This window comes from Bartonella sp. AA56HLJMS, assembly GCF_042197145.1.
In the GTDB taxonomy this organism is placed as follows: Bacteria; Pseudomonadota; Alphaproteobacteria; order Rhizobiales; family Rhizobiaceae; genus Bartonella.
In genome coordinates, this window is the sequence record NZ_JBHIRL010000008.1 from 47288 (window position 1) to 66467 (window position 19180).

17 protein-coding genes are annotated in these 19180 nt (G+C 33.6%); 11 read left to right on the forward strand and 6 right to left on the reverse strand.

Annotation, left to right across the window (positions count from 1 at the left end; translation table 11 throughout):
- Positions 1 to 94 precede the first annotated feature (94 nt).
- The 7 genes from ACFINI_RS05610 (at position 95) to ACFINI_RS05640 (ending at position 6658) form a co-directional block, all read left to right on the forward strand.
- A complete protein-coding gene (locus ACFINI_RS05610) occupies positions 95 to 1258 on the forward strand; it encodes a D-alanyl-D-alanine carboxypeptidase family protein (RefSeq protein ID WP_375646660.1) in 1164 nt (387 codons plus the stop codon).
- Positions 1259 to 1286: 28 nt separating this feature from the next.
- Complete coding sequence (gene tmk, locus ACFINI_RS05615) at positions 1287 to 1931, forward strand: dTMP kinase (RefSeq protein ID WP_375629841.1); 645 nt, start codon at positions 1287 to 1289, stop codon at positions 1929 to 1931.
- Positions 1928 to 2971, forward strand: coding sequence for a DNA polymerase III subunit delta' (locus tag ACFINI_RS05620; RefSeq protein ID WP_375646662.1), 1044 nt, complete (start codon positions 1928 to 1930; stop codon positions 2969 to 2971). The genes tmk and ACFINI_RS05620 overlap by 4 nt, the downstream gene beginning before the upstream one ends.
- A gap of 76 nt (positions 2972 to 3047) precedes the next feature.
- Entirely contained in the window at positions 3048 to 4607 is a 1560-nt protein-coding gene (gene metG / locus ACFINI_RS05625; RefSeq protein WP_375646665.1) for a methionine--tRNA ligase, read from the forward strand.
- Positions 4597 to 5370, forward strand: a complete 774-nt coding sequence (locus tag ACFINI_RS05630) for a TatD family hydrolase (RefSeq protein ID WP_375646670.1) — start codon at positions 4597 to 4599, stop codon at positions 5368 to 5370. Before metG ends, ACFINI_RS05630 begins: the two co-directional genes overlap by 11 nt.
- 10 nt (positions 5371 to 5380) lie before the next feature.
- A complete protein-coding gene (locus ACFINI_RS05635) occupies positions 5381 to 6190 on the forward strand; it encodes an MBL fold metallo-hydrolase (RefSeq protein ID WP_375646674.1) in 810 nt (269 codons plus the stop codon).
- Positions 6191 to 6298: 108 nt separating this feature from the next.
- Positions 6299 to 6658, forward strand: coding sequence for a hypothetical protein (locus ACFINI_RS05640; protein ID WP_375613428.1), 360 nt, complete (start codon positions 6299 to 6301; stop codon positions 6656 to 6658).
- A 310-nt stretch (positions 6659 to 6968) separates the two neighbouring features.
- On the opposite strand, the gene ACFINI_RS05645 is transcribed toward ACFINI_RS05640, so the two are convergent.
- The 3 genes from ACFINI_RS05645 to pcsA are packed head-to-tail and all read right to left on the reverse strand — an operon-like array spanning position 6969 to position 9264.
- Positions 6969 to 7382, reverse strand: coding sequence for a DUF6163 family protein (locus ACFINI_RS05645; protein ID WP_375629832.1), 414 nt, complete (start codon positions 7380 to 7382; stop codon positions 6969 to 6971).
- Entirely contained in the window at positions 7379 to 8425 is a 1047-nt protein-coding gene (locus ACFINI_RS05650; protein WP_375646677.1) for an enoyl-CoA hydratase/isomerase family protein, read from the reverse strand. The genes ACFINI_RS05645 and ACFINI_RS05650 overlap by 4 nt, the downstream gene beginning before the upstream one ends.
- Before the next feature lie 26 nt (positions 8426 to 8451).
- Positions 8452 to 9264, reverse strand: a complete 813-nt coding sequence (gene pcsA / locus ACFINI_RS05655) for a phosphatidylcholine synthase (protein WP_375621252.1) — start codon at positions 9262 to 9264, stop codon at positions 8452 to 8454.
- 185 nt (positions 9265 to 9449) lie between these two features.
- Between pcsA and ACFINI_RS05660 the strand changes: the two genes are divergently transcribed.
- The 4 genes from ACFINI_RS05660 to sodC all read left to right on the forward strand — a co-directional run bounded on the left by ACFINI_RS05660 (position 9450) and on the right by sodC (position 12834).
- Positions 9450 to 10676, forward strand: coding sequence for a UbiH/UbiF family hydroxylase (locus ACFINI_RS05660; RefSeq protein ID WP_375646681.1), 1227 nt, complete (start codon positions 9450 to 9452; stop codon positions 10674 to 10676).
- Positions 10677 to 11207: 531 nt separating this feature from the next.
- Entirely contained in the window at positions 11208 to 11552 is a 345-nt protein-coding gene (locus ACFINI_RS05665) for a hypothetical protein (RefSeq protein WP_375611907.1), read from the forward strand.
- Positions 11530 to 11853: a hypothetical protein gene (locus ACFINI_RS05670; protein WP_375646685.1), complete on the forward strand. Its 324-nt coding sequence runs from the start codon at positions 11530 to 11532 to the stop codon at positions 11851 to 11853. The genes ACFINI_RS05665 and ACFINI_RS05670 overlap by 23 nt, the downstream gene beginning before the upstream one ends.
- A 453-nt stretch (positions 11854 to 12306) precedes the next feature.
- On the forward strand, positions 12307 to 12834 hold the full coding sequence (sodC, locus tag ACFINI_RS05675; protein ID WP_375646688.1) for a superoxide dismutase [Cu-Zn] SodC: 528 nt from the start codon (positions 12307 to 12309) through the stop codon (positions 12832 to 12834).
- A gap of 548 nt (positions 12835 to 13382) precedes the next feature.
- On the opposite strand, the gene ACFINI_RS05680 is transcribed toward sodC, so the two are convergent.
- The 3 genes from ACFINI_RS05680 to ACFINI_RS05690 form a co-directional block, all read right to left on the reverse strand.
- Positions 13383 to 14321: a COG2958 family protein gene (locus ACFINI_RS05680; protein ID WP_375611904.1), complete on the reverse strand. Its 939-nt coding sequence runs from the start codon at positions 14319 to 14321 to the stop codon at positions 13383 to 13385.
- 371 nt (positions 14322 to 14692) lie between these two features.
- Positions 14693 to 17446 (reverse strand): DEAD/DEAH box helicase, encoded by a 2754-nt coding sequence (locus tag ACFINI_RS05685; protein ID WP_375646692.1) that lies wholly within the window; start codon positions 17444 to 17446, stop codon positions 14693 to 14695.
- Between the two features lie 22 nt (positions 17447 to 17468).
- A complete protein-coding gene (locus ACFINI_RS05690; protein ID WP_375646696.1) occupies positions 17469 to 19109 on the reverse strand; it encodes a site-specific DNA-methyltransferase in 1641 nt (546 codons plus the stop codon).
- Between the last annotated feature and the right edge of the window lie 71 nt (positions 19110 to 19180).

Below are 19180 nucleotides of genomic sequence, written 5' to 3' on the forward strand. Positions count from 1 at the left end.
ATGAGTTGTAAATAATTCCTCAATTTTCAGAAATCAAAAAGTTTTTTCCTATATAAGATTCTTTATGTTGATCTTTGGGATGGGAGGAGCAGCTATGTATACAGCATTAAGGATCTTATTGATATTATGGGGAGTATTGGCATTTGATACGTGGGGGAGAGCACAAGATTTTCAAACTCCCGCATCACAACTGTTATTACTCGATGATGATACAGAGACAATACTTTATGAAAAACAAAGTGATATTCCTTTTTTTCCTGCTTCATTAGTAAAATTGATGACAGCAGAAGTTGTATTTCATCAATTAAAAAAAGGATTATTAAAAAGTACGCAGAAATTCAAGGTCAGTGAAAATGCTTGGCGCAAAGGTGGAGCACCTTCCGGTACAACCACTATGTTTGCAAAGATAAAGACAGAAATCAGTGTTTCTGATCTTTTACGTGGTTTAATTATTGTGAATGGAAATGATGCTGCTATTATTCTTGCTGAAGGAATATCAGGACATGAAGATCATTTTGTAAAACTGATGAATCAGCGCGCAAAAATAATCGGATTATCTCAGAGTCATTTTGTTAATGCTACAGGGCTACCGGAAGAGGGACAATTTGTAACTGTGCGTGATATGATTATATTAGCACGTCATATTGTTCAGGAATATCCGGATTATTATGCACTTTATTGTGAGCCTCATTTTACATGGAATAATATTTTTCAACGTAATAAAAACCCTCTTATTTCTAAGGAAATTGGTGTAGAAGGATTTGGTTTTGGCTACAGTGAAAAAGAAGGTTTTTCAATGGTTGCCACCATTTCTAAAAATCATCGACGGCTTTTTTTAGCAATCAATGGTTTGCAAGATGGTAAAAAATATACAAAAGAAATAGAACGCATTCTTCAATGGGGGATGACGGCATTTGATCTCAAAACAATTTTCACAAAAGAAGAAACGGTTGGTCGTGCTTCTGTTTACGGTGGTAAGAAAAATTTTGTTCCACTCATTGTTAAAACACCAATAAGTTTTATGCTTTCGAATGAAAAAAAAGTAAATGTTAAAACAAAAATTAAATATCATGGTCCATTGAAAGCCCCCATCGTTTCTGGGCAATCAGTTGGTGTTATTCAAATTTTAGAAGATAAAAAGGTTCTTCTGGAAAAACCAGTTTTTGCCGGAATGAATATTCAGGAAGGAAGTTTCTTTGCAAAAGTAAAAAATGCATTCTATGAAATAACAATTGGATGGTTACGGAAATATTTGTAGTTACGCGCTAATAAGGTTAAGGTCATACGTGTCAGGTTATTTTATTACATTCGAAGGAGGGGAGGGGGTAGGAAAAACGGTGCAGATTTCTTTACTTGCTGAGTCTCTCTCTCACCAAGGTTATGATGTTGTTACAACACGAGAACCAGGAGGAACGCCAGGAGCAGAAGCAATCCGGCATATTTTGTTGTCGGGGCAGGCGCGACAGTATGGACCGTTGATTGAAGCTGTTTTGTTTACAGCTGCACGTGTCGACCATTTTCATGAAGTTATTGCACCTTCTTTGCAAAAAGGTAAAATCGTTTTATGTGACCGCTTTATTGATTCTACACGCGTTTATCAAGGACTCAATAATAGAGTCAGTTCTTCTCTTCTTTCTGTTTTAGAGTGTATTGCGCTCAATGGTATTTTGCCTCATTTAACATTTTTATTAGATATGCCAGCAATGTGTAGTATGAAGCGTGCAAATTTGCGAAGAAAAAAAACAGAAGAAATTGATTATTTTGAAAAAGATCAGTTGGAAATTCAAGAACAAAGACGTCAGGCTTTTCTTCAATTGGCCAAACAAGAACCCCATAGATTTCGAGTCATTGATGCCACTGGCTCAGTGGAAGCTATTGCTCATCAAATAAAAAATATTTGTCATCAGGTATTGTTGGATCAGCTTTCATGAGTAATTTAAATACCTTACGCCAATATGATGATATTGATACAATTTTATCACCATCCCAGAACAATGTTATCTTTGGTCATGAGGATGTGCGTCATTTTTTGACACAAATGCTTAAAGAAGAGCGTTTGCATCATGCATTATTATTTGAAGGAGAATACGGGATTGGAAAGGCTACATTAGCCTTTCATCTTGCTTGGAACATTTTAAGTTTTCAACAGAGTTCTTTCTTCAAACCCGATCCTTATTCTACCCCATGGCGCCAAATTACACAAGGAAGTCACCCTGGTCTTTTGTATATTTCACGTCGATTTGATGTGAAAACGCAAAAGTTTAAAACAGGAATACTCGTTGATGATATCCGTGATATTATGCATTTTTTAAGTCGAACATCGCAAGATAATGGATGGCGTATTGTTATTATTGATTCTGCAGATGATATGAATAGAAATGCAGCAAATGCAATTCTCAAAATACTTGAAGAACCACCTACAAAAACGTTATTTGTTATTATCGCACATTCTTCAGGCAAATTGCTTCCAACAATCCATTCACGGTGTCAAAAAATTTCTTTTCGTCCGTTGAATAACGATGAAATGAAAAAAGTTATTATACATATTTTCGCCGATCAGGATTTACCTGATGAAAAAACAATTGAAATGATTATTAAAAAATCTAAAGGAAGCCCTCGAAAAGCCGCTTTACTTATTTGCCATGGCGGTCTTGAAATTATTAAAACAATTGATGCTCTCCTAGAGAAACCTGTTTGTAACGCAACAATTGTACATACTCTTGCACAAACATTTTCATCTGCTTCTTCTACATTCCAATTTCAACAATTTTGTGATGAAATTCTTAATAAAATTCAAAAAAAAGCTATCATGCTCGTTGAAAAGGGAGACTTATTTCTCTCAAAAAAATATGCGGAAAAATGGCAGGAGATTCATCAAGAAATAGAGGAAATACAACTGTTTAATCTCGATAAAAAGCAGTTTGTTATTAACTTATTTTTTAAAGTTCATAAGATCATTCATGAGAATTAGTTTTTCCGTGACAATGCGATGAACAAGCGTTATGTCATAATATCTTCTATTTATAGCGTTTTACAACGAGTATGACATGCGTGACACATATTACATAACAACTCCCATTTTTTATCCTAATGGTGCTCCACATATTGGACATGCTTATAGTGCCATTGCAAGTGATGTTTTAGCCCGCTTTCAACGGTTAAACGGAAAAAATGTATTTTTTCTTTCTGGTACAGATGAGCATGGTCTCAAGATGCAACAAACCGCAGCTGCATTAGGCATGACACCTCAGCAACTTGCAGATCGTAATAGTGCAGTGTTTCAAAAAATGCTTGCAGTATTAAATTGTTCTAACGATGATTTTATCCGTACGACAGAAGAACGCCATTATCAAGCTTGTCAAGAAATTTGGAAAAAGATGGAAGCAAATGGCGATATTTATCTCGGTCGTTATACGGGGTGGTATTCGGTTCGCCAAGAAGCCTATTATGAAGAAAAAGATACGGAAATTGGAGCAGACAACATCCGTCGTGAGAAAGAATTAGGCTCTCCAGTTGAATGGAATGAAGAAGAAAGTTATTTTTTTAGACTTTCTCATTATGAAAAGGCTCTTCTTGAATATTATGAAAAACATCCTGATTTTATTGCTCCATTTGAGCGGCGTAATGAAATTATAAGTTTTATCAAATCAGGTTTAAAAGATATCTCTATTTCACGCGCAAGTTTTAACTGGGGAATTGCTGTTCCTGAGAATCCAAAGCACGTGATGTATGTCTGGGTTGATGCGCTTACAAATTATCTATCAGCAATAGGTTTTTTCAATGAAAATTCAAAAAAACGTGATTTTTGGCCTGCAAATACGCATATTATTGGTAAGGATATTATTCGTTTTCATGCAGTCTATTGGCCGGCATTTTTAATGTCTGCTGGAATTGAATTGCCTAAAAATATTTTTGCCCATGGTTTTTTACTTAATCGTGGTGCAAAAATGTCAAAATCTATTGGAAATGTCGTTGATCCTTTTGAAATGGTTGATCATTATGGTCTTGATCAGGTCCGTTATTTCCTTCTCCGTGAAGTGCCATTCGGACAAGATGGTAGTTATAGTCATGAAAGCCTTGTGAACCGTATTAATGCTGATCTTGCTAACGATCTTGGTAATTTAGCACAGCGCTGTTTGTCTATGATTGCCAAAAATTGTAATGCACAAGTCCCGAAACCAGCTTCATTTTTAGTTCAAGATAAACAGCTTTTAGAACAATCTCTTCAAGTACTTGAAACTGTACACCAAGCTATGTCTTCTTATAGTATGCATTTAGCACTTTCAGCTATTTTTTCAATTGTAGCAGATGCCAATCGCTATTTTGCCAACGAACAACCTTGGAGTTTACGTAAAAACGATCGAGAACGATTTTCTACAGTTCTTTATATAACTGTAGAAATCTTGCGGAGAATGGGAATTATGCTTTTGCCTTTCATACCCCAATCAGCAGCGAAACTTCTTGATAGCCTTGCGGTTGCTGAAGATGATCGGTTATTGTATCATATAAGTCATTCAAAAATTCAAGAAGGGCTTGATCTTCCACCACCAGAACCAATTTTTCCTCGTTATATCTTGAAGAAAGAAGATACTCATCATGTTGATTGATACACATTGTCATCTTGATTTTGAAGATTTTTCACAAGATTTGGATAATGTTATCCAACGGGCTTTAGATGCTGACGTTAAACGTATGATAACAATTTCAACCCATGTTTATAAGTTAGATAAGCTGTTAGCCATTGCGCAAAGCTATGATCAAGTCTTTTGTTCCGTTGGAACACACCCCAATCATGCGCATGAAGAACAAAATATTACAGCGGAAGAGCTTATACAGCTCTCGAATCACCCTAAAATTGTTGCGTTTGGGGAAGGGGGGCTTGATTATCATTATGATTATTCTACTCCAGAAGAGCAAAAGAAAGTTTTTCATGAACATATCATTGCTTCTCGAGAAACACAGATTCCTCTTGTTATACATTCACGCAATGCCGATATCGATATGGAGAAAATATTACGTGAACAGACAAAAGAAGGAGCTTTTCCCTTTATCCTTCATTGTTATTCGTCTGGAATGCAACTTGCTCGTGCTGGAATTGAACTTGGTGGTTATATTTCTTTTTCGGGTATTCTTACTTTTAAAAACGCACTTGAAATCCGTGAAATAGCAAAAATTGTGCCCCATGAGCATTTGTTAGTGGAAACAGATGCTCCATTTTTAGCACCTAGTCCCCATCGGGGCAAAACAAATGAACCATCTTTTGTATGTTATACAGCAGCTGTTTTGGCTGAAACAATTGGCTTAAGCATTGAAGAAACAGCTCAAATAACAACGCGTAATGCTTTTCGTTTATTTAGCAAAATGAAATAAGGCAAAAGATATGTGTGATCAATACCGATTTACAATATTAGGTTGTGGTCCTTCTCCAGGAGTGCCAAGACCTAATGGTGATTGGGGAACATGTGATCCGAATAACCCTAAAAATAAACGCTACAGAAGTTCTTTATTAGTTGAACGTATTAAACCTTCAGGAGGCAAAACAACGATCGTTATTGATACAGGTCCAGATTTTCGCTCACAAATGATCGATGCGCGTGTAAGCCATCTTGATGCTGCTCTTTACACGCATTCTCATGCAGACCATATCCACGGTATTGATGATTTACGCAGCTATGCACTTGCACAAAAATGTTTAATAGATATCTATGCCGACAGATTTACACTAGAGCATCTCAAAAGTGCTTTCGGATATTGTTTTCAAACTCCAAAAGATTCATCTTATTCTCCCATTTTAAAAGAGCATCTTATCAATGAAGATAGCCAATTTATTATTCAGGGGCAGGGCGGAGAAATAAGCGTCAATACACATTTACAACACCACGGAAACATTCATTCCTTAGGTTTTCGGATTGGGAATGTTGCCTATTGTACGGATGTTAGTGAATTTCCTGAAAAAACTTTATCCAAATTAATGGATTTGGAAGTGCTTATCATTGAAGCTCTTCAATTTAAATCTCACCCGAGTCATTTTTCTGTTGATCAAGCATTACAGTGGATAGAATATTTAAAGCCAAAACAAGCAATACTCACACATATGGACAGATCGCTGGATTACAATAAGGTTATAAATTACGTTCCATCCTATGTAAAACCTGCATATCAAGGTCTTACTTTTGAAACAGATGCATAAGCTTATTATGCGCAATATTTAAGTTAAATAAAATACTTTTAAATTTATCCTTTATTTTATTTCATTTTTGACATATTTAGTGTTTTTTATGTCAAAAATGAGGCTTTTATGTATAAGAATTTTAAGCGGGGTGTATGTATTGTGGTTTTAGCGGTTTCCTTAACAGCATGTGGGGGGCGTTTAGAAAAAAATATTGCAACGACAACATTACATGACGGATCAATGAGTTGTGCCGATATTCAACGGGAGTTTTTTGCTAATAAACGTCAGATTAATGATACAATTGCAGAGCGTTCTAAAGCAAGAAATAAGAACGTGGCTTTAGCAGCAGCAAGTGTTGTATTTGTACCTGCTTTGTTTTTTATGGATACTAAATCCAGTGAAAGTAATGAAATTTCAGCTTTAAATAACCGTAATGCTGTTTTGAGTGATCTTGCACGTATGAAACGTTGTAAAATAATGCAATAATTTTCCTTATTTTATTATAGGTAATTTCGTTATCACTATTTTTGGTCTTTAAGGAATATACCTTAAAGACCAGAGTTTATTTTAAAAGTAAATTGTATGATATAAATATTATGATGATGTTTTAAAGTAGGGTTTTCTTTTTGGATAAAGGATTTATCTTCTGCATCATATTATCGCATAATATATATTATGGAACTTTATGGAAAAGTATAGCTAGCATCAGCGTTTTGAGGAACGAAGCTTTAAAATGAGCTACTTAAGTTAGCTAAGATCGAAAATCGAGCCTGTTATTCTGGCTCGAAAATTTCAATTACAATGTTTTTTTATTTTTTACTCTTTTAAAAAAAATAATTACAATTTGTAGTACTATAAAAGCTAAAAACAATATTCCATGAAATAATGGTACAAATGGCTGATAAATAAAATCGGAATAATATATTGTTATTACTTCAATCAACGCTGCAATACACCACACAATGATACCCCATAGTGAATACATCCAAAGTCCAACTAAGGCAATAGGATAGAGAATGGCCAATATAGCTGATGCAAATTGCCACTGCCAAGGCATAAGATCAAAACGCCATAGAATACCTGGAAAAACCCCAACAAGGCGTATCCAATAACAAATACCTAGAACTAAGCAAATAAATGCTAAAAACCGTAAGTAACAGTTATAGATTAAATTGATTTTTGAAATCTGTTTGTGAGAATTATTTTTCACAATAATAACTCTTGTTCAACAGGTTGGAAGTAAGAATCTACCATTTCATCTGTCACATTTGAAAGTTTATCTGGTTGCCATTGAGGTCTTTTATCCTTATCGATTAACATAGCACGTATACCTTCATAAAAATCATGTGAATGAATCATATGATACGCTATGCGGTTTTCAATTTTCATACAATTTTCCAACGTTTGAGATGAACTTTGTTTCATTTGTTTCCAGATAACTTTTAAACTTGTCGGAGAACGTGACTGCAAAATATCATAACATTCTTTAGCAAATAAAACATCTTCATTGCTTTTTTTATGTAGCAACTCGAGACATTCTTCTAAGGTATGGGCACTAAAACAAGTGTTAATAATACAACGTATTTCATGACTTGTTTCATAATCTTTTGTAATTGCTCGCTCGTTTAAAGCTAAAGTAGGATCTCCTTGCTCAATAACAGCTTTTCTAATCATATCGAATTCAGTTTCAGCAACGGCGTGTGTTGCTAATCCTAAATTTAAGCAATCTCCCCACTTTATACGTGCACCCGTTAATGCAAGATAGATACCAAAATGATTGGGAAGAGATGGTAAGAAAAAACTTGCACCTACATCTGGGAAAAATCCAATCGCACCTTCTGGCATAGCAAAAACTGTATTTTCTGTAACAATTCGATGCGAGCCATAGAGAGAAATACCTACCCCTCCTCCCATCCAAATACCGTTTAAGAAAGAAATATAGGGCTTTGAAAAATGTTTGATATAAGCATTTAAACTATATTCATTTCTAAAGTATTGACAAGCAGCAGCACTTTTCCCCATATGATAGATTTCTACAACATCTCCACCAGCACAAAAAGCACGCCCTTCCCCTTCAATTAAGACACAAGAAACATTATCATCTGTTTCCCATGTTCTGAGAGCTTTTTTTAAAGCTGAAACCATTCGTTGATTAAGAGCGTTTAATGCTGAAGGACGTGTGAGCTTTATAATACCAGCACGCCCTTCTTTCGTAAAAGAAATATCATCATCTGCTCCAAAATTAATTTGCATCTCACACCCTTCTTAAAACAATTATTTCATTGTTTTTTTATACTTTTTGCCCCAAGTTTAGGAAATATTTGCATGATTGCGCCAATACAATATATATAAATTCCTGTTACCGAAATTCCTATTTTAACCCAATAGGGAGCCTCTAGTTGATAAAAGAAGGCAGAAACACCAAAAAAACACCATAAGAGAAAAATGGGAAAATTAATTCTACGCAAACGAAGGACTCTTACTGGATGAATAAAATAAATTGGCAAAAAAGATATAATCGCCGATAGAACAATAATGATAAAAGTAATCCACTCTCCTGGTCTGACGACAAAAAGCGTAAAAATCATCATATTCCAAACAACAGGAAATCCTTTAAAAAAGTTTTCTTTGGTTTTCATACTAGTATCTGCATAATAAATAGCAGATGAAATAACAATAATTGCACTCAATGAAAATGATAACCCTACCCCCATGAAACCACTTTGATAGAGTGCAAAGGCAGGAATTAAGACATAAGTCACGTAATCAATAATATTATCTAACAGCTCTCCAGACCATGTTGGAAGAACGTATTTAACATCAAGTTTGCGTGCAATTGGTCCATCTATACCATCAACGAGAAGAGCAAGCCCAAGCCAACAGAACATAGCTGTCCATTCTTTTTGAGAGGCTGATATAAGAGAAAGAAACGCTAAAAATGATCCCGAAGCTGTTAGTAAATGAACGGAAAAGGCCTTTGCTTGTGGCATTGTTACTTTTTTATGGCGTAATAATTTAGCATTTGTTTTGATTTTCTTTGTTAATTTACGTTTCAAGGTTTTCTTATCCTCGTTTTTAAAGTCTTCAACCATCTATCAATACGCCATTTTTTAACGATGATATAACTCAGCATTTAAAAAAATCATAAAAAGGTTACTTTTTTATATCGCATTATTTATTACATACTATAATAATAGAAGAGCTTCATATAATAAAAAGAGAGAGATCATTTGGAAATGTTAAAATATTTTCTCAATGAATAAAGGTTCAAATCGTTGTGATATTTGAAAAGGAAGAGCATAAAGATATTGCTGTTATTGGTGCAGGTCCTGTCGGAATGTTAGCCGCGCTGAGTCTTGCACAGAAGGGGCTTTCTGTTTTTCTTGTTGGGCCCCCTGCTCATACAGATGAGTTACGGACAACGGCTCTTATGCTGCCCGCAATACGCACACTTCAAAAACTCAATATTTGGGATAATCTTCAAAAGCATGCAGCTGCTTTATCGTCCATGAGAATTATAGATATAACTTCTAGAATTGTGCATGCTCCTACGGTGCATTTTTCTTCTACTGAAATTGGCGAAAAAGCTTTTGGCTATAATATACCTAATGTAAAATTGAACAGTGCTTTAGTCGACGCTGTTACACATACGCCCAATATTACAAGATTTGTTTCTGCAGCCAAATCTGTTCATCACACAAAAAAACATGTATGCATTACTCTTGCTGATCATGGAATTATTCAAGCACCACTTGTTGTTGCAGCTGATGGACGTCACTCTCTTACACGTGCCGCAGCAGGGATAAGTGTCAAACAGTGGAATTATCCACAAAAAGCACTTGTTCTCAACTTTTCTCATGAGTTTTCTCATCAAAATACATCAACTGAATTTCATACAGAACACGGTCCATTTACACAGGTTCCACTACCAGGACGAAGATCTAGTCTTGTATGGGTTGTTCATCCTTCCCGCGCTGAGGAATTATTAAATATAGAACCAAAAACAATTGCAAAAATGATCGAAAACCAAATGCAATCAATGCTTGGAAAGCTAAGCTTAGAAACATCAATTCAAGCATGGCCGATTTTCGGACTTCTTTCTCATCATTTTGCTGCTAATCGAACAATTTTAGTGGGTGAAGCCGCTCATGTTTTTCCCCCTATTGGAGCACAGGGATTGAATTTAGGATTCCGTGATGTCCAAACTTTAATTGATATTTTACCCAATAAAATATCCAATTCTAACTCTGAAATGATTATTGCACATTATAACAAATGCCGCAAACCAGATATATTAATCCGAAGTGGAGCTGTTCATACACTGAACTCTGCTCTACTTTCTCATATGTTGCCTGTTCATATCATACGAAGCATTGGGCTTGGTTTGTTGCATAGTTTCCCACCATTACGTAATTTATTTATGCGCGAAGGAATGTATCCCGGTTATGGATTTAAGGAAATTATGCAAATATTTCCAACAAAATCATCAAAACAGCTCTACTAAGCAATAATGGATAATAACGTAAAATAATAAATTGCATTTTGAATCATATCTATTACTGATATAAAAAATATTTTTGTTCTTTCTAAGAAGTAACAAATTATATTAAAATAATTAATTATATTTATTTGATTTATTTATAATAATAACATGTGTAATTAATATAAATGTAAATTATTTTTTATTAAAAATTATTATATATATTTAATATGTTGATATGAAATAAGAGAAAACTGAATTATAGACTACAAATTAAATTATAAAGATATCTTTCTAAATTATAGCTGTTAAATTTAGAACTATAAATAAAATGAAAAATAATACCGTTTTGAAAAAATTATTTTATTAAATTAATTTTAATAAGAAAATAAATAATAAAAAAACAGTTTTATTTAATCAATATATTTTCAAAACTTTTTATTGTTAAGTATAATATTAATTATTGTTAAGTATAATATTAAAAATAAAATCATCTTTGGAACCTGTTAGTAACACAGAGGTTAATGAAGTGTTGTTTCAACAAATGGTAACAAGATGACACTAAATAATTTTTTGAAATTAAGTACTTTTTTTATAATGATTGCATGTGTCTCGTTGATAGTCACGACTTCAATAAGTGAAGTTTTTCACCTTCCTTATTGTCAAACCTTTACCTATAGCTCTACTCAAAAGGTCACTAAAATAGGTCAGAACTCATTTACTGCTTCACAAGTTAAAAATTGTCTTATGCAAAATGGGTTTGAGAATATTAAACGATTGCGCTTAGATGACAATGGTATCTGGCGTGCTTTAGTAAAATTTAAAAAGTCCCATTTTTTCGTATCCGTTGACTATTCAGGAACAGTTAGCATTCAAAATGAAAGAAAAGAATATGATTGATTTAAAAACTTACAGCAACGTTTCTTTTCACAGCTGTAAGAAAAAAAAATTAAAAAAGTGCTGCCATTCTATTAAAGAATTTGCTTTCATTGGCGGTTTAAATGGTAGCATATCAGGAGCTATCGCGGCAACTCTTGCAGCTTATGGTTATATTGCTCTTCCAGGATTTGGTCCAGTTATCGCAATGGGTATAGGAGTAGCACTTTCTGCCGGAATAATAATAGGAGCACTGATAGGATCAGGAATGGGAGGGAGTGTCGGTATATGCTGTATTTTATTGGGAAATTTATATGAATCATAATAATTTTTTCTCTTATAAATTTCATAATGAATAGAAATTTCTCGTCATTTTTTCTATGAAAAACAATTAAATCATCAAAAAATTATATGTTCTTTTTTTGATAAAACGATCATCATATTATAAATGAAATAATAGCTAACTTACTAAAATTCCTTATTTAATTTCTTATTATACCTCAAAAAGTAGATTTTTTAAAAGCATCTCTTGAAGAAATGTAAGCGAGATATAATTATCCATCCATAAAAGCTGTATTTTTTATAGATCAAGAAATAAAAGTTATGTTCAGAAATATATATAAACACACTTTAATTTATTTGCTCTTTCTAAAAACTAATATTTCTATGTAAATTATTTTTCTTAAAGTTCGATTTAAGACACTTATATAACATATAATTAGTATAGATTATTATTTATAGATAATAATTTATTTAAAGATAAGTATAAAGGTATTTTATGAAAAAAATATTATTATCATTATTGTTTTTTATGGCATTTTTAATTCATAAAAATTCTGCATTAGCACTATCAAAACAAGTAAATATTTATAAATTAGAAGATAACAATTCCAAAAAGGCTATTGGTAGCATTAAAATTGAAGAAAACATACACGGTTTGATTTTCATCCCTAATTTATCTACTTTATCAGAAGGGATACATGGTTTTCATGTACATGTAAATCCTTCATGTGATACAAAAGATGGTATAATTGGTGGAAGTGCAGGTGGACATTATGATCCGGAACATACCGGAAAACATTTAGGACCTTATAATGTCAATGGTCATCTTGGTGATTTACCAGCACTTTATGTTGATAAACAGGGATATGCCATAATGAGCGTTCTTGCTCCACGATTAAAAAAAATCTCTGAAATTAAAGGGCGCTCTTTAGTCATTCATTTAGGGGCTGATAATCAATCAGATAAACCATTACCGCTTGGCGGAGGTGGTGTACGTTTAGCGTGCGGTATTATTGAAAAATAAAGAGAGTATTGTGGCAGACTGCGACAGTACACACTTCCTTTACCAATAAGGTGTGAGAGAAATTTATTTTTTAAATCTATTTCAAGAAATTGAGTAAACTATGTGAATATTTTATAAAATTAATGTTTTTTTGAATGTTTAGTTCGGATAACAAAAAGCTTAATAATCATCAAAACGAACAGTAGTGGAAATTAAAGAAATAGTAGTGTAAATTCTCCGTAAGAAGACTTCAATATGAGGAAGTAATATTTTCCATGCTTGATGTAAAAAAAGCAAAAAAGTCCAATTTCACTCTCTATAATAAAAAATTTATAATAAATTATAATCATTAAGTCTAGTATCTAATGGAATCACGCTCAATGCACAAAATATAACAGGCCTAAAACAGAATTTTTACTCTTCCCCTACTCAACCCTACTCATGAGGTACGTGAGAAAAATTTTAATTGATACAATATCAATATAATAAGTCAAACAAAATAATTAGAGTAATTTTTCATCACTCTGAAAAAAGGCTTTTAAATAATAGAGTCTTTTTAAAAATACTCCTCATAGATACATACGATCCCAATCTAGTGGACGCATCTCACCAGTTTGATAAAATTGACGAATGAGCTTAATATAATCAAGAAAATCTTTGTTTTCCTCCACTAATCTATTAGCAGTATCCCAATCAATATCACTACGTTCTTTGGCAGGAATTAAGATCTCACTCTCGGAAGAGTTTTCCTTATTAAGTCTTATAAATCCAATTCCATGCAAACTTGAAAGCATCCGAAGCTCTTTTAATGTATCAACTCCTTCAATTTCACTAGCAACTAAATAACTCAAATTAGCCCATGAAGAATTACTAACTGTTTGAAAAAATGCTTTTCGTAAATTTGAACGATTGATGAGAATTTTTACTTCAAAAGACCAAAGCTTTGTCTTTTTATCAAAATATTGCAAAACACAGTCTTTGATTTCACGATTCCATTCCTTGCTTAAATCTTGCATCCCTACGAGATCTGGATAAAGCCATTTATTTCCGCCTGCACCATGTTTATTACGAGAACATTTCTCATTAATGCGCTTGCTATAAACTGCAAGCTCTGACCATAAAAATTTAGATAATAATGGATAAAGATCATGCTCTTTAACAGAGCCATCTTCTGTTCTACTCTTTGCATTGTCCTCTATTGTATCAATTTCAGCACTATCTGTTTGTTCAGTAAAATAATATTGTCGCGGTCGTCCTTCAGTGGTTTTAATTTCTGAATAACGCTTTTGTAACTGAGGGCGTTTTGCCCCTATTTCAGCAACAATTTGCTGAATAAGAGCTGCATCACTATTAAGGGGAGTGATTATTGCCGTTGAATTCTTTTGTTTTTGACGGCATTTTTCTGGGTAATTTTCAAATATCCATTGAGCAATTTCTCGAGCTGTAAACTTTTTTGTCGGGTTTTTCTTTAAAAAATTAAAAACAGTGTTTGTTAAATTTAAAGTCATATGAAAAACTCCCCCTTTTATCCTCTGGGTATTTCATTATATTCAGGCGTTTTAAATGAAAGAACAATAAACTGTTTAAGTTTTTTAAAAAAAGAACATTTATCAAATTACTCAATAAAATTAAAATATTTTTTTTAATTTATAACTATAACTCAAAGATCTTTTCACATAACGAAAATAAGATTGTACTTTTATAAAAAATTGTAAATGTGCTACAAATCCCCATACAAAAGCATAATCTTGTATAACTTTTCTATACATTTTTCTTTTAACGTCGTTAGAAAAAAGTTAAAATAATTATTCAAATATTTGATTGAACCTCACGCCCGTCAATTAAAAAAACTTATGTGTTTTATTTTTGAAGCAAAAAGTTATGAGCTCTCAAGTATAGATTCTGAAATGGTAAACTCTGCACACAAACCTTCAAAACTACTATTTGCTTTAATAGCATCATGGGGAATAAGAACATAATACCATTTTTTATCGCCATAAGTTGCCGCATAGCGCGTTGCATGACAACACCATTGAACTGCAGCTTCTCTCTTTTTTAAAACAATAGGATTTTGCATTTCAGAGGCTTTTTTAGGCTCACAAAGATATTTGGCATCCTTCGTTTCTACAACAAAGTCTGGTTCATAGATTGATCCTTTATCATATTCTATTCTGAAAAAACCTCGAGCGGGTTTCATCCATTTCAATACTTTTGCATCATCCTCTAATATTTGGGCAAATCGTAATTCCCCTTCTACTGAATCAAACTTTTGTAAAGGATAACAGCATTTTCTAAAGCCGCTGAATACAAGTTTTTTAACATCGCTTTTAATGGCAGGAATATTACGAAAATCAAGAGGAGACGTCCCTTGCGGCAACACATAATGGATAGGTTGTAAAATTGTAAAACCTCGTGTAACTTTAACCGCATAATCTTTTTGCGTTTCCCATTGATGTTCTCTTAATTGCGCAACAATAAAACTAGTAAGCTTGTGCTGATAGTGAATTAATACGTTCTCAACAGCTGTATCATTGGGTAAATAAGATCGGAAATGTTCTACTATCTGACTAGCTAATTTTCGTAATAAGAGCGTATGGTTATCATAATCGACAAAGTCATTATCAATCAAACCACGAATGATGTAGTTTTCAAGATAAGGCTCTTTGACATATTCATTCTTAGATGTGAGAAAAATGCTTTTATGGGTACGCAATTCTCGAATTAAAAGTTCTTTACTAACAGGTTGAAAATTTAAGTTTTCTAAATTTTCCAAATCAAAATCATAAAAACCATAAGTAACATCACGCGAAGGAATGAGTATAATATTTGGAATATCTATTATTAGTTCTATTAATTGTTTTGTCAGAATTGTCACCACTTTTGATACAAGAGACTTTTGTGATGAAGGCTTAATATTCATAACTTTATTAGCAATTTTTTCTTGTATCTGTGCAGAACAAAGCATTTGAGAACTTGGCAATTTATCATTCTCTTTGATAAGATCCCACGCGATCGCTGCAATATCTTGCTCTTCAGGCGTTAATGTAGGGGAATCTGTATGACGTAATATGATACCTTGTAAATCAGAAGATGCTCCATTTATATCGGAATTACGTATTACCATCGTTTGCATCAATAAAGCTTCTACTTGACTTGGAACTGTCACTATATCGGTCTTTTCAAAGGGGATATTCCCTCCTGTTCCAATCTCAATATGCTTTTTTATAATTGAGTTTGGATCGTTTGCACGATCAATAATATCTTGAAAACGATCATGCGCAATAATTGTTAAACGATCAATAGCTTCCACGCCTGTTCTATACCCATAAGGCAAACGCAATCCACGCCCAATTGTTTGCTCTGTTAAAATTTCTGAAGCCGATGCACGCAACGGTACAATAGTATAGAGATTCGTAACATCCCACCCCTCCTTTAATTTATTAACGTGAATAACAATTTCTGTTGGGTCATGAGAATCTTCAATTGCAATCAGCTTTTGAATATTTTGATCTTCTTCTATATTCGACTGTTTTGTATGAATCTCTATAACTTTTCCCTTATAAGATCCTGTAAAAAAATCATCTGTTTCCAATAAATCACGCAATTTCTGTGCATGATTTGTATCTTGAGCGACAACTAAAATAAAAGGCTTAACAAACTTTTTGTTATAATCTTTGGCATAGGCAATTAAATCTGCTTTCACGTTTTCATGGGCATGAATTGCATCTTGTAATTTGATATGTTCTAATTGTTCAGATGTATAATTTTGAGGTTGAAAATCTTTACGTGTAGCAATAGCAGGCTCTTTTACAAAACCATCTCTCATAGCCTCTGCAAGTGAATAACTATAGACAACATTTTTAAAATCTACGGGTTTTGCACCTATTGTTTTTGGTGTCGCTGTAAGCTCTATTCCTAAAACAGGTTTTAACTCATTAATTGCTGCCGCACCAGCAGAAGCTCGATAACGATGTGCTTCATCCATTAACAAAACTAAATCAGGAAGATTTGCGAGATAATCAAAATAACTTTCACCAATCGTTTCTTGTAAGCGTTTAATTCGCGGAATACTAGATTTTAGTGCGCCTTTTTTATTATCCGTTGTATTAATTTTAGAAATATTAAAAATATTGATAAAGGCCGTATCTCTATTCTCAAACAAACGCTTTTGTCCTTGAATATGGTGTTCATCAACGCGAATACCTTTACCACTTTCATAATCTTCACCTGTAATAATAACGGGTCTATTGGCAATAAATTCACTCATTCCAATGAAAACATACTTCGGACTTTGGGGACTAAAATCCTGTTTTAACTTTTCATAAATAGTCAAATTTGGCGCTAAAACAAAAAAATGGCGACTACGACCTGTTAAATAAAGATAGCTGATAAAAGCCCCCATAAGTCGCGTTTTCCCAACACCCGTTGCTAAGGCAAAACAAAAAGAGGGAAAATTTCGTTCAAAATCTTGTACAGAAGGATAAAGATTTTTTATCACTTCTAACTCTGCAACCAAATCAGCATTTTTAGAAAGCTCTATATTTTCTAAGATTTTTACCAAAATATTTAAAGATTCACGTTGAGGATCACGTAACGATAAGCGAGCAGAAATCCTTTTTTCAACAGTGTTCATGAAAAACTCCGCTTTTTATATACTATTCAAATAAATCTAATTCTGCTTGCGTAATATCTTTATTTTTGTTGTTTTCTTTTACCACAATCACTGGTTCAAGATTGGCTACATTTAAACTGTAATCGTCCCTTCCCCATTCGCATTTTTCTAATATTGCACGGGGGATTTTAGTGAGTGTCAGATTTTCAAAGGATGCTGATTTTGTATCAAAGGCTGTACCACAAATCAGCAACGTGCGATGAGAGCCTACCTCTTCACTCATTATACAGAGTTGTTCATGGGTCATGGCACTCGTTGTGACATAAATATAATCTGTTTCGGTTGAATACCCTTGCATCCAATAATGATTTTCATCCGGTGCATAGGTAAATCCCATATGTTTGCACATGGCTTCTGATAGCATGGCAGCATTATATTCGCGACTAATAATCCATTGTCCCCATGGATCTTTTTGCAACAGGGAAGGTGCAAGGCGATAATAACGGAATCCACCGCCACCTTGCCAATTGACACTTTTGGAAATTCCCCCTTGATCAGTTCCATCAATGACTTGTTTTAAACGAGGGATAATGTGGGTGTGACAATGCTCACCAAGTTCAATCATAATCCACTTCCTTCCCATTTTATGGGCAACAGCACCGGTTGTGCCAGAACCAGCAAAAGAATCCAGTATAAGATCACCGGGATTAGTGGCAAGTTGAATAATGCGTTCCATTAAACGTTCCGGTTTAGGAGTTGTAAAGACACTATCAAAATTGAAGACTTTAGCTTCTTTTTTTGCATCTTGATTATGGCCAACTTCCTGATAAGGCCAAATGGTCATTGAAACCATACCATTTTTTACCTCTGATAAAAAACGTTTCATAGAAGGAACATTACTTCCTGTTGGACCAAACCAAATACGATTATCATTCAATAATTCAAAGAATTTTTTTTTATTCATAGCCCAACTTCTACCATTAGGAGGCATTACCTTGCGTCCAGAAGGTGTGATGATTTCATAAATATCCTTAGGTGTTACTCTTTTTACAGATAAATCTCCAGATTTCCAAGGACCGCGAGGATCATTATCAGGATTTTTATAGCGCGCATCCATATCGCTTGAACGAGGAAGCAATTGAGGGCGCCAAATCGTTTTATCTTTAGCATAAACCATTATAAAATCATGATTATCAGAAAGCCATTTTGTATCATTTTGTGGAGCATATTTCTTTTGCCAAATAATATTGTTGATGAAATTTTGGCGACCAAAAATTTCATCCATCATCACTTTAAGATAGGCTTGTTCATCATCATCAATTGATATCCAGATACTTCCATCATCCGCCAGTAAATGATGTAACAATTCTAGCCTGTCTCTCATAAGGCTGAGCCATATGGAATGCTCTAAACCATCTTCATAATGTTCAAAGGCATTGCCTGTATTATAAGGCGGATCGATATAGATACATTTTACCTTCCCCATATATTCTTGTTCAAGCGCTTTGAGTGCGAGTAAATTATCACCAAAAATGAGTTTATTATCAAAAATATCTTGGGTAGATACTTGGTGCGGAGCGTGATAAGATTTTTCAAGATCTTCTAATAAGATACGAGGCTCTAGTTTTGGGCGTTTTTCTTTTCCAATCCAAGTGAGTTCTAGTTTTTGTTTATTATAACTCATGCGATCGTCCTTAAATTCAAATGCTTGTGAAAAGTAAACAGCTTATTCATGAATGGCTAAATTAGAGTCTC

Bases quoted from the DNA above. Each gene is read 5' to 3' on its own strand.
- ACFINI_RS05610 (WP_375646660.1), top strand. From the start codon at position 95: ATGTATACAGCATTAAGGATCTTATTGATATTATGGGGAGTATTGGCA.
- ACFINI_RS05690 (WP_375646696.1), bottom strand. From the start codon at position 19,109: ATGAGTTATAATAAACAAAAACTAGAACTCACTTGGATTGGAAAAGAA.
- sodC (WP_375646688.1), top strand. From the start codon at position 12,307: ATGAAAAAAATATTATTATCATTATTGTTTTTTATGGCATTTTTAATT.
- pcsA (WP_375621252.1), bottom strand. From the start codon at position 9,264: ATGGTTGAAGACTTTAAAAACGAGGATAAGAAAACCTTGAAACGTAAA.
- ACFINI_RS05620 (WP_375646662.1), top strand. From the start codon at position 1,928: ATGAGTAATTTAAATACCTTACGCCAATATGATGATATTGATACAATT.
- ACFINI_RS05680 (WP_375611904.1), bottom strand. From the start codon at position 14,321: ATGACTTTAAATTTAACAAACACTGTTTTTAATTTTTTAAAGAAAAAC.
- ACFINI_RS05670 (WP_375646685.1), top strand. From the start codon at position 11,530: ATGAAAGAAAAGAATATGATTGATTTAAAAACTTACAGCAACGTTTCT.
- ACFINI_RS05685 (WP_375646692.1), bottom strand. From the start codon at position 17,446: ATGAACACTGTTGAAAAAAGGATTTCTGCTCGCTTATCGTTACGTGAT.
- ACFINI_RS05665 (WP_375611907.1), top strand. From the start codon at position 11,208: ATGACACTAAATAATTTTTTGAAATTAAGTACTTTTTTTATAATGATT.
- ACFINI_RS05635 (WP_375646674.1), top strand. From the start codon at position 5,381: ATGTGTGATCAATACCGATTTACAATATTAGGTTGTGGTCCTTCTCCA.
- metG (WP_375646665.1), top strand. From the start codon at position 3,048: ATGCGTGACACATATTACATAACAACTCCCATTTTTTATCCTAATGGT.
- ACFINI_RS05640 (WP_375613428.1), top strand. From the start codon at position 6,299: ATGTATAAGAATTTTAAGCGGGGTGTATGTATTGTGGTTTTAGCGGTT.
- ACFINI_RS05650 (WP_375646677.1), bottom strand. From the start codon at position 8,425: ATGCAAATTAATTTTGGAGCAGATGATGATATTTCTTTTACGAAAGAA.
- ACFINI_RS05630 (WP_375646670.1), top strand. From the start codon at position 4,597: ATGTTGATTGATACACATTGTCATCTTGATTTTGAAGATTTTTCACAA.